The following is an 11,893-nucleotide window of genomic DNA, read 5'->3' as shown; positions in this document are numbered from 1 at the left end:
GCACCACCTATGCCCCAATGACCACCAGCACTCGTGGCAGAGAGATTAGAGCGGATTTTTCCGTTTTCAGATGTATAACCAGCACCAAGAGCAAATGCGGATTGTCCACGCCATGTGCCGCTACCAAATGAGACACTCAAAGATCCTGGCTCGTCGAAGTAACGTAGGTTGGATACTGCTAGACCAACGGCGGCTGCTTGCCTTGCCTCTTTCCGTACGCTCTTAATATCATAACTTAAAATATTAAACTTCATATCTGTATATCGGTCAGACCGATCAACAGCATCATCAATGGCATTAATAACAATATTATCCACCCGACTATCCGTATATTTTTTTGCATCATCGAGAACAATTTTCATCTGTTGTTGAGTGTAATCATGCAGTTGACCACCATTCACAGCTTCTTTCGAGTCCTTCTCAATACGGCCATCCGCAACATTATCAATTAAAACAGGTTCACTGGAATCTCCACCCTCTAAAGTGATCCTATTAGTTTTGTTTCCTTCTCCATCTTTATCATAGTTAACCGCACCATCTGCGACTGAAATTTCAATATCTTGTATATGTTGATGGATATTATCTACTCTGTTTTCAATTGTGTCTACCCTGTTTTCAACTTCTGTGACCTTCTTGTTCGTCTCCCATAGCTGTCCTCCATTTACAACTTCTTTTGAGCCTTTTTCAACTTTACCATCAGATACATTATCAATCTTGCTCGCTTTACCTTTATGACTAGCGTCATACATTCCTTTCTGTTCATTCCAATTTAAACCATTGGACGAGACATTGTTTTCAACATTTTGAATGCGGTCGTTTATCTTAGACATACTCTCACTTACGCCGTCAAAAGCACTGGCAACGTTATGATAATTCTTCTTTTCACCAGAGCTCCCGTCAGCCTTGAATTGTACTATCTTAAAAGTAGGAGCAGTCCATTCTCCATTATTATAGCCAGCGCCACCACCAAAATACGCAGCCAATTGGTTGCTCATAAGATAAAGTTGCGAACCATTTATAGCATCGGTTGAATTTTCAGTAATATCTCCATTGGCAAGAAACTTAATTTTGCTATTGGTTCTTTCCTCTCCATGCTGTGCTACAAATGCCTGCTCATCACCGTTCCACAACAAGGCGTCCCCTTTAACTTCTTGAGTAATATTCGTGATTCTTTCATTGACATCTTTTACTACATTCGTCAGATGCGTATTCACACTCTTCACATTTGCATCAAGACCTGTCAAAGCTGAGCCAACGTCATAATAGTTGGCTTTTGCCATCTGACCATCTTCAACAATAACAGATAAACTATATTTTGGTCCTTTAAAGGTACCATTCTTGAATGACGCACCACCACCAAAATAATTTGCTATATCTCCAGATATTTTATTAATTTGGTTCCCATTGATTGCATCATGCGATCCTTGCGCAATTATGCCATCTTTAACATTATGAAGAGCAACAGGGTCTTGGTTATCTACCCCACCTAAAGTTACGCTACCATAATTAATGGCACCGTTTTCTTTATCGTAGAGAACTGCAGCAGCACTTGTGAGATTAATATCATTAGAAATCATCTCTATACTTTTATCAAGCTGGGCTTTGTTAACAGCGTCATTAGCATTTACAGCTGCCTTCACACCAGAAATCGTCCTATCGTTGCCTGCATTATTTGCAACATTGATTTCTATACCACCTGTTGCCTTACCTATGGTGATAGCACCTTCATTCTCTTCCTGCTTAACGAGGCTATTTTTTGTTGCATTCGTAATCTGATTTTGAATATTCGTGATAGAAGCATCAACAGCATTAAAAGTAGATTCAAAACCATTATGTGGCTTACCCTGAATAGTGTAAGTGGGAGCCTTACCGTTAGATACATCTGCACCACCACCAAAATATTGAGATGTATTTTGAGAAATTTTTGCTAGATTATTCGTAACAGTGGTAACATTCTGATTAGTAACAAAAAGTTGCGAACCATTTATAGCATCGGTTGAATTAGCAGAAATATCTCCATTGGCAAGAAATTTAATTTTGCTATTGGTTCTTCCCTCTCCATGCTGTGCTACAAATGCCTGCTCATCACCGTTCCACAACAAGGCGTCCCCTTTAACTTCTTGAGTAATATTCGTGATTCTTTCATTGACATCTTTTACTACATTCGTCAGATGCGTATTCACACTCTTCACATTTGCATCAAGACCTGTCAAAGCTGAGCCAACGTCATAATAGTTGGCTTTTGCCATCTGACCATCTTCAACAATAACAGATAAACTATATTTTGGTCCTTTAAAGGTACCATTCTTGAATGACGCACCACCACCAAAATAATTTGCTATATCTCCAGATATTTTATTAATTTGGTTCCCATTGATTGCATCATGCGATCCTTGCGCAATTATGCCATCTTTAACATTATGAAGAGCAACAGGGTCTTGGTTATCTACCCCACCTAAAGTTACGCTACCATAATTAATGGCACCGTTTTCTTTATCGTAGAGAACTGCAGCAGCACTTGTGAGATTAATATCATTAGAAATCATCTCTATACTTTTATCAAGCTGGGCTTTGTTAACAGCGTCATTAGCATTTACAGCTGCCTTCACACCAGAAATCGTCCTATCGTTGCCTGCATTATTTGCAACATTGATTTCTATACCACCTGTTGCCTTACCTATGGTGATAGTACCTTCATTCTCTTCTTGTTTAACGAGGCTGTTTTTTGTCGCATTCGTAATCTGATTTTGTATATTCGTGATAGAATTATCAACAGTACTAAAAGCAGATTCAAAATCATTATGTGGCTTACCCTGAATAGTGTAAGTGGGAGCCTTACCGTTAGATACGTCTGCACCACCACCAAAATACTTTGATATATTTTTAGCAATTGTTGTCAGATTATTTGTAACAGTGTTAACATTCTGATTAGTAACAAAGAGCTGCGAACCATTCACTGCATCGGTTGAATTTTCAGTAATATCTCCATTGGCAAGAAATTTAATTTTGCTATTGGTTTTTCCGTCTCCATGCTGTGCTACAAACGCCTGCTCATCATTACTCCACAATAGAGAATCTTTAGAAACACCCTCAATTTTCTGAGTAAACTCATTAGCTACATGTGTTAAGCGGCTATTCACATTGTTGATATTGTCATCAAGCCCTGTCAAAGCATCACCAACATTATTATGGTCCTTAGTTATTGCTACACCATCTTCAGAAATTTGCGATAAATGATAGTGCGGACCAAACAAAATACCTTCGCTAAATTCCGCATCACCACCAAAAATGACTGCTACATCTCGGGATATTTTTTCAATCTGGCTACCATTAATTGCATCATGCGATCCTTGCGCAATCATGCCATCTTTAACATTATGGAGAGCAACCGGTGCCGTAGTCTTATCACCACCCAAAGTCACGCTATTATAATTAATGGTGCCATCTGCATTTTTATCATAAAGAACCGCAAAGTTATTTGCTTCTTTAATGACCTTAATACTGTCCGTGATATCTGCAATTTCACCATCAAGTTGTTTTTTATTAACGGCTTCATCATCCTTAACTGCTTCTTTCACACCGGAAATTGCACGAGCATCACCTGATTTGTTTGCAACATTGATTTCAGAACCACCTGTTTCTATACCAATGGTGATACGACCTTCTTCTCCACCATCTTGCTTAACAAGACTATTTGCTGCTATTTGATTTTTTATCTCTTGTAGCTGCGCAAAATTCACTGCATCATAAGGTTCTTCCCCAGCTGCCACTCCTGTAATCTGCTTATTGCCAGCATCAATACCATCCACAGTTATTCTAGCCCCATCAGCAAATATAATGCCATCATCACTTACAGAGCTTCTCCCAGCGGTAACTCGTTCCACTGTAATATTGTTAGCTAGATCAAATTTTACATTATTGTCTTCCGCACCTTTTGTGATCTTAAGGTTGTTACTTTCAGCCGACAAATCTACCGTACTCTTTATACCAATCGTTGTGGCATTTTTACCTCCAATAGACAGCTGCCAACCTTGGTCTACATAAGTTTTTAACGCTTTTAGCTGTGCAACATTAACAGCATCAGTAGAATAACTACCAGCAGCCACTCCTTCAAGCTGGCGTGTTACCTTATTTTTATAATCACCAATAGTCGCTGCATTTGCAGTACCTTTCCATACCTCACTGTTTTTATTTTTTTCGCTTAGCTCGATAGGACTGTAACCGTCAGCGCCAGCAAGCGATGTAGTCGCAGAACCGTCCCCAAGAACAACATTGCCATACGCCCGTGTTTCAGCCGCACGCGTTTCAGCATTCTTATCTATAACAATAGCTCCATTACGATCAGCCCTCACTTTTGAGGAGTAACCATTCGCGAATGTATATTCCTCAATGCTATCTTGATTATCATATACGGAACCTATCGCAATACCGTCTAGCCCTGAAGTGCGAGCCATAGAGTTTATGGCAAAACTTTTCTCTTTTGCCCTATATTTCTCTGGATCTAAAACAACAGCTTTTTTAGCCTTCTTATCCCTTTTTGAATCAGGAACGAGCGTGCTATTCACTGTGAAGATGTTTTGCGCATCTTCCCATGCAAATCTTCCGTCGACTGTTAAAACATTTATTACAGAATTATAACCATCCATACCACTGTTATAATCATCATACGCAGAAATAGTACTTTGCGGATAAACTACAGCGGCATTCTTCACATTTTCAAGAGATGCCTTTGTTAAATCGAGATTTGCTGAAAAAACAGGAGCAGCATTCGATAAAAACAAGGCAACCGCAGTTCCCAACGAAGCTACTTTAAACAATGATGATCGACGATGTGAGCGAGAAAAACTCAAATCACGCAGATTTTGTGTAGTATATAATTTTTTCATAATACCCCCTTCATAATAACAGATTAAAAACACAAAAAATGTATGCTCTAGAACTCTAAAACTTTCTTATTTCCTTTGCGTGTTCCTGCTTTTACAGCGTGTTTTAGGACATAAATAAAATTAAGACATAAACTGTTGTTTCTACAGTGTCTTTAGAGGGTAATTAGGGGTAGGTTCGTGAAAGTCAATTTGAGGAAGGTAAAAAAATACTTAATATTAGAATGGATTTCGTTTTTCTATCAAAGGTTGTGTGTCGTTTTTAGCTTTGATCTCTTTGAAAGAGGTATAATTTTTTGTGCCTATTGATCATCCGCTTAGGCATCAGTTTATTTTTCGTGAATAAGATTTTTTTATTTCATAAGAGGATTTATGAAAGCTTTTTACTAAAATGCCCCATCTATATCCTTACTAATAGTAATGTGTCTCGTTGCTGTATCCTGTTTTACAAAAATACTCACTGCTACTTGTTCTTTTATTCCCTTCAGTTGTGAAAAATTTACTGCATCAGTATTACTAGTTCCTTCTGCAATATTTGTTACTTTTTTACTTGCCTCATTAATACTACCGGTGGTTATTTGCAAACCATCAGTAATTACTAAGTCTGTTGCATCGACTGTTGTTTTCTCTCCTAATGTTATGCTTTTCAATGCTATATCATTAGCCAAACCAAATATGAGCTTATTTTCATCGTCCTTATCTCTTTTAACCCTGAAGTTACTTCCTCCCGATGAAAAATTCATTGTACTATCTAGCACCTATATCTTTAGCTGCCTCACCAGAAATAGACAATTTCCAACCTTTTTTTCTTACGACTTCTTTTAAATCCTGCAACTATCTAAGGTTCACTGCATCGGCAGGTTTGCTATCAGCTGCTACGCCTATAATTTGTCGCGTTATGTTCTTACTAGGAATACCAATACTTACTGCAAATTTCGTACTTTTCCATTGAGATTCAGTGTTTTTAGCCGGTCCTTGCAGAACAGACGTATCCCCAAAAACGCCAGCAGTCCTACCGAACACAGAGCTGTTCCCGATAGCCCCCCATCAACCATCACTTTAGAATAGGAACCTAAAGCGATACTTCCAACCCCTTTTGCTTTTGAATAGAAGCCCATAGAAATAGCTTCTTGAGCAAATGCTTATGTACGGAGTGACCAAGAGCAATCGAACCATATTCTAAAGCTTTAGAAACAGCTGCTACTACTGTTGAATAATCACTCTTCGAAAGAGTATAATCATTTTCCCCGTGTTCGCTCTTCTTATTATATTCACCACCTACTGCGACACTGCTTTTCTCTAAAACATGAGCCATATTGCCTACAGCAACGCTCCATTCTTTTTCCGTTTGCGCTCCACTACCCTAAAGCAATACTTGTGTTTGGAGTACGTTGCATATCTGTAGAGCGTTGCATTATAAAGCATACGTTTAAAACTATACGAAAATAAAAGCTAAAACTGTCTTCTTTTAATAAAGGGTATATTCGTATTTACATTGCGTGAAGCATTTTAACAAATAAAAATAATAGCAATCAATTTTTTGAATCTTTACCACTAAGCTCTTTTATTCTCAACAAAAGTTGTAATAAGCTTTTTATATTCGGATTTTATATAATTACGGGAGTTTTATACATTTAGAATAGCTTTAGAGAGTTCTGGAAGAAAGTAAAAAATTTGCCCTTTTCTTAAATAAGAAAAAGGCAAATCAATTTTATGGATTTAGTCGTTTATTAGTTGAGTATCACATTAACCCCTGTACTTATACCCCAGTGACCTCCAGAAGTGGTAATTGACAAGTTGGAACCAATATCACCGTTCTCTGAAGTATAACCTGCACCAAAAGCAAAAGCAGATTGACTACGCCATAAACCACTACCAAATGCGATTGTTAATTTTCCAGGAATATCACTATAGCGTAAACCAGCTACTGCTAAACCAACAGCTGCTGCTTGTCTTGCCTCTTTTCGAACATCCTCAACAGCATAACTTAATGTCGAAAACTTCATATCCGTATACGAATTAGCCTCACTAACTCCATCTTTTACAAGATGAGAAACTTGCTCATCCGTATACTTATTGGCATTTTCAAGCACAAAATCCATCTTATCTTTTAATTGACCGCCATTAATCGCTTCTTTCGAATCCTTTTCAATCTTTCCATCGGCTACATTGGCTATTAATACTGGAGAACTTTCATCTCCACCAACTAAGCTAACTTTATTGGTCTTTTTGCCCGTTTTTTTATCTTTATCGTATTGTACAGATCCCTCCGTAACTTTATTTTCAATATCCTTGACCTGATCTGTAATCATTTGCTGAGTTTCCCAAAGCTGTCCTCCATTCACAGCTTCTTTTGAATCTCTGTCTACCTTGCCATCCTCTACATTGATAATCTTACTTGGACTCTTAACACCCTGAGCATCAACATGAGATGCATCATAGCTTCCTTTTTCTTCATTCCAATTCAGACTATTCGAAGAGGTACCTTTTTCAACTTCTTTTATACGATCGTTGATAGTGCTCATGCTGTCATTAACAACATCAAATGCTTCAGAGACATTATTACGCTCCTCTTTATCACCTTTCGTACCATCCTTATTAAAGACCTGAACGGTGAATTTTGGTCCTTGCCAGTTTCCTTCCTTATCATAACCAGCTCCTCCACCAAAATATGAGGCAAATGTCTGTTGAAGAGTATAAATCTGACCACCATTAATCGCATCAGTCGAATCTTCTGATATCTTTCCTTTCGCAAGGAACGTGATCTTGCTGTTTTCCTTTTTACCTTCTTTCTCATGCTGTGCTATAAACGCACCTGCATCATCACTCCACAACAACGCATTTTGCTCAATGTTGTCTGAAATCTCATTATGAAGATTCTTGAAAACCTTATTTACACCGGCAAACGCGGCTGCAATGCTATCATAATCCTTCTCTTCAAAACTTCCATCTTCTTGGAAAGTCATTATCTTGAAACCTGGAAGCGCCCAGCCATCACCATCATACTTAGCATCACCACCAAAATACTTTGCTAGCGACTGATTCAGATCATAAATCTGTCCACCATTAACCGCATCACTCGAGCCTGATACTATAGAGCCAGCCGCAAGTGATGTGATCTTGCTTGCTTTTCTGTCTTCACCTTCCCCATGCAGAGCTACAAAAGCTTTGTCACCATCGCTCCAAGATAAAGAATCTTGTGCAATTCCCTCTGAGACCTCCTTAATGCGAGCGTTCACATTCTTGATATTGTCATCAAGCCCTTTAAAGGCAGAACCAACATCGGTATGCGGTTTATCTGTTACTTCGCCACCTTTATCAATACTGGATAAATTATAAGTTGGCCCTTTAAAAGCACCATCCTTAAATTCAGCATCTCCACCCAACAATTTTGCTATATCCATTGAAAGGATGTGAACCTGCCCTCCATTGATAACATCCGTTGAGTTTTCCGCAATCGATCCGGCGGCTACATTATGGAGCGCAACAGGTGTAGCATCCTTCCCTTTCCCAAAAGTTACATTTGTATAATCAGTTTGATTATCTGTTGTTTTATCGTAAAGAACAACAGAAGAACTATCCGACAGAAGGGTATCAGAAAGATCCTTCAAACCTTTATCAAATTGTTCTTTGTTCACGGCTTCATTGTTTTTTTCTGCCGCCTTTACACCAGAAAGAGTTCGATCCTTACCACCCTTGTTTGCGATATTGATTTCACTACCTTCTACTCCTTTACCAATGTTAATAACATCTTCATTTTTCGTAACAAGCAAATTACTGATTACATCGCTGATCGCAGTTTGAACCTTTGTGAAAAGTTTACCCACACCTGAAAATGCATCTGATACATTCTTATAGCTTGATTCAGCTTCAGTGCCATCATCATTGATAATTTTAAGCTTAAAATCAGGAACTTTCAATTCCCCATCCTTATATTCAGCGTCATCAGAAAAATATTTTGCAACCTTATCGCCCAGTGAATAAAGTTGAGAACCATTTACGGCATCCATCGATTCTTTCGTAATATCTCCTACAGCAAGCGATGTGATTTTACTTGCCTTTCTGTCATCACCTTCCCCATGCTGGGCAACAAAAGCTTTGTCAGCATCGCTCCAAGATAAAGAATCTTGTGCAACTCCTTCTGAGACTTCCTTAATGCGAGCATTCACATTCTTGATATTGTCATCAAGTCCTTTAAAGGCAGAACCAACATCGGTATGCGGTTTATCTGTTACAACACCTTTTTCATCAATATTCGATAATTTATACCCTGGTACTTTAAAGTTTTTTCCATCAAAGGATACATCTCCACCTAAAATTTTTGATAAATCCCCAGTAATTGTATGAAGCTGACCACCATTAACGGCATCTGTCGAATTTGTGCTAAGATCTCCACCTGCAAGACCTGTTATTTTTTTACCTGCAGCATCAATACCATCCGCTATTACTTTGGGGCCATTTTCAATCGTTAAGCCCGTTTTATCTAAAGTGACGTCTTTTAATTTTACACTGTTCAATGTGACATCTTGTGCCAAATCAAATGTTATTTTTTTGTCTTTACTGTCTGTTGTATCACTATTTTTAATCTCAAAGTTTTTGCTTCCAGAAACCAAATTTAATATATCACCCGGCTGAAAGCTTGAAACAACCTTATCATTAAGAGAAAGTGTCCACCCTTGTGCTACAAATTCCCTTAATTTTTTCAGCTGCGCAATGTTGACGGCATCAGTATCTGCATAACCCGCTGCTACACCTGTAAGCTGTCGTGTTATCTTATTCGGAGTATCACCAATACTAAAAGCTCCTTGAGTGCTCTTCCATATCACACCATCATCCGTTGACTGGCTCCCTATGGAAGGATCATAGCCAACTGCGGACACTGAGTTACGAGAAACAGATTTATAACCCACAGCAACACCACCCTCAGGAAGTACTTGTACATTTGAACCTAATGCCATACTATTTTTAGCTGTTGCAGCTGAAAGTCCACCTAATGCAATACTATTTTCACCAGATGCATTTGCAAAACCACCTAATGCAATACTATTTTCACCAGATACATTTGCAGAACCACCTAATGCAATACCATTGTTGGCAGTTGCACTTGAAAGCTTACCTATAGCAATACTTTCTTGCCCACCTTTTCCCTCACTGGCAGCAATTGTAATGCTCTCCGTTTCGGCATGCCATTTAAAGACACTATCATCGGTAGCTTTTTTAATCTCATTGTGAAGATTTACATAAGACTTACCCACACCTTCAAAGGCTTTGGCTACATTTGGAAAACTTTCTTCTTCAATCTCATTCGTCTCAGGATTTAAAGTTTTAATTTTGAACTCTGGATTATCCCATTGACCATTCGTAAATTTAACACCACCGCCTAAATATCCAGCTATATGGGTAGCTACAACATTCAACTGACTACCATTTACCACCTCTTGTGAATCTGCACTAAGATCACCAGATGTAACACCCGTTACCTTTTTATTTCCAGCATCAATACCACCGGTGGTTATTTTCGGACCATCAGTAATTACTAAGCCCGTGGCATCGAAGGTATTTGTACCTGTCTTTACGCTCTCCAGTGCAATGTCTTGCGCCAGATCAAATTTTACTTTATTGTCATCTTCGCCCTTTGTAATATTTAGGTTGCTACTTCTAGCGGAAAAATCTACCGCGCTATTCATAAGAACAGTGGTAGCATTTTTATCTCCAACAGAGAATTTCCAACCGTTTTGTCTTACAACTTGTTCTAAGTCCTGCAACTGTCTAAGGTTCACTGCATCGGTAACATTAGAACCAGCAGCTACGCCTGTAATTTGTCTGGTTATACCCTTACTATAATCACCAACACTAACTGAGCCCCGCGTACTTTTCCATTGCGCCTCGATGTTTGTTGCAGGACCCTGCAACAAAGAAGTGTAGCCAAACTCACCAGCAGCCCTATCGGATATAGAATCGCTTCCTAGAGCAACACCTCCCGCAACCGTCACATTAGAGCTAGCGCCTATAGCAATTCCCTGCGTCGCCTGCTCCTTTGCATATGCATTGTACCCCATAGCAATCGCTTCATTTGCATAACTATGTGCTTTACTACCGAAGGCTATTGAAAAATCACCAACTGAAACTGTTCTCTCTTTTTCATCAGAACTATCGGTTAGAGAAGAGCCGATTGCAATGCTATTTTTAGTATTTCTACTACTACCAGCTAAAGCAGTTAAGCCGATAGCAATCCCTTGGTCAGCCTTTGTCTGCGCTACTTGCCCGAAAACAATAGCATCATGCGCTTCTCCCTGAGCTCGTTCACCATAGACAAGAGGATTACCCAAATCATCCCTAGTTATCTGATCTCCCTTTACAACTCCTGGAGTTAAAGCTGCTCTTGTTATTTTTTTACTTCCAGCATTCATATCAATTGAACGTATCGAATCGCTGGTTTTTGCCAAAACATTCACTATAGGACTATAATTACTTACACCAGTAAGAGTTTTGGTTAAAAAATTTTCATAGTCATCAGCAGCACTTACCTTGAATGTCAAAGCAACATTCAGCGCTGTTAAATAATTTTCCTGTGATGAACTAGAAGAATCCAAATCATTCGAAAAAACAGGGGAAACACTGGCTAAAAGTGCCGCTATTGAAGTCAAGGATAGGACTTTAATAAAAGGAAAACGAGAAAATTTTAAATTGCTCCCTGCTAATTTTGTATATAATTTTTTCATAATGAACTCCCCAATGAAAGAAATAACTATAAACACAAAAAAGACACATTTAAACGCTATTAGGTCCTCCAAAATTGGTTTTTCTAAACGTATTCAAAAATTTAGTACCTGACTGAAAAGATAGAGACGTTGTGTTTTAGGTTTTATGGTTAATGCGTTTTGCTCTTTTACATTTCCTAAGAAAGTAAATTTTTTTGTGGTGATTGGTTTTTTTTAACCTTTAAACTTATTTGTTGTTTTTTGCAAGGGGTAGAGTTAATTTAGCGTATTGTTTTATAGCTTCTTCCA

At 38.5% G+C, this 11,893-nt stretch carries 5 protein-coding genes; all 5 read right to left on the bottom strand.

All coding sequences use genetic code 11. The features are described 5' to 3' along the window. Positions 1-4,886 (bottom strand): Vomp family autotransporter (locus ACFIQE_RS06440; RefSeq protein WP_375707404.1); only part of this gene is annotated, 4,886 nt, incomplete at its 3' end. A gap of 383 nt (positions 4,887-5,269) precedes the next feature. Next, entirely contained in the window at positions 5,270-5,626 is a 357-nt protein-coding gene (locus ACFIQE_RS06435) for a hypothetical protein (RefSeq protein ID WP_375707403.1), read from the bottom strand. A gap of 91 nt (positions 5,627-5,717) precedes the next feature. Then, positions 5,718-5,906, bottom strand: coding sequence for a hypothetical protein (locus ACFIQE_RS06430; RefSeq protein ID WP_375707402.1), 189 nt, complete (start codon positions 5,904-5,906; stop codon positions 5,718-5,720). A 49-nt stretch (positions 5,907-5,955) separates the two neighbouring features. After that, positions 5,956-6,198 carry a hypothetical protein gene (locus ACFIQE_RS06425; RefSeq protein WP_375612878.1) on the bottom strand — a complete coding sequence of 81 codons (243 nt, stop codon included), beginning with the start codon at positions 6,196-6,198 and terminating at the stop codon, positions 5,956-5,958. A gap of 415 nt (positions 6,199-6,613) precedes the next feature. Then, positions 6,614-11,605: a YadA-like family protein gene (locus ACFIQE_RS06420; RefSeq protein ID WP_375707401.1), complete on the bottom strand. Its 4,992-nt coding sequence runs from the start codon at positions 11,603-11,605 to the stop codon at positions 6,614-6,616. Positions 11,606-11,893: the final 288 nt, after the last annotated feature.

Origin of the sequence: Bartonella sp. AA1HLJMS, from assembly GCF_042197445.1 — a bacterium.
GTDB lineage: Bacteria > Pseudomonadota > Alphaproteobacteria > Rhizobiales > Rhizobiaceae > Bartonella.
The sequence above is the reverse complement of the archived record's forward strand: the minus strand, read 5'-3'. Positions and strand labels throughout refer to the sequence as shown.

Excerpts from the sequence above, each read along its gene's own strand:
- ACFIQE_RS06420 (WP_375707401.1), bottom strand. The coding sequence starts at position 11,605 with ATGAAAAAATTATATACAAAATTAGCAGGGAGCAATTTAAAATTTTCT.
- ACFIQE_RS06425 (WP_375612878.1), bottom strand. The coding sequence starts at position 6,198 with ATGGCTCATGTTTTAGAGAAAAGCAGTGTCGCAGTAGGTGGTGAATAT.
- ACFIQE_RS06435 (WP_375707403.1), bottom strand. The coding sequence starts at position 5,626 with ATGAATTTTTCATCGGGAGGAAGTAACTTCAGGGTTAAAAGAGATAAG.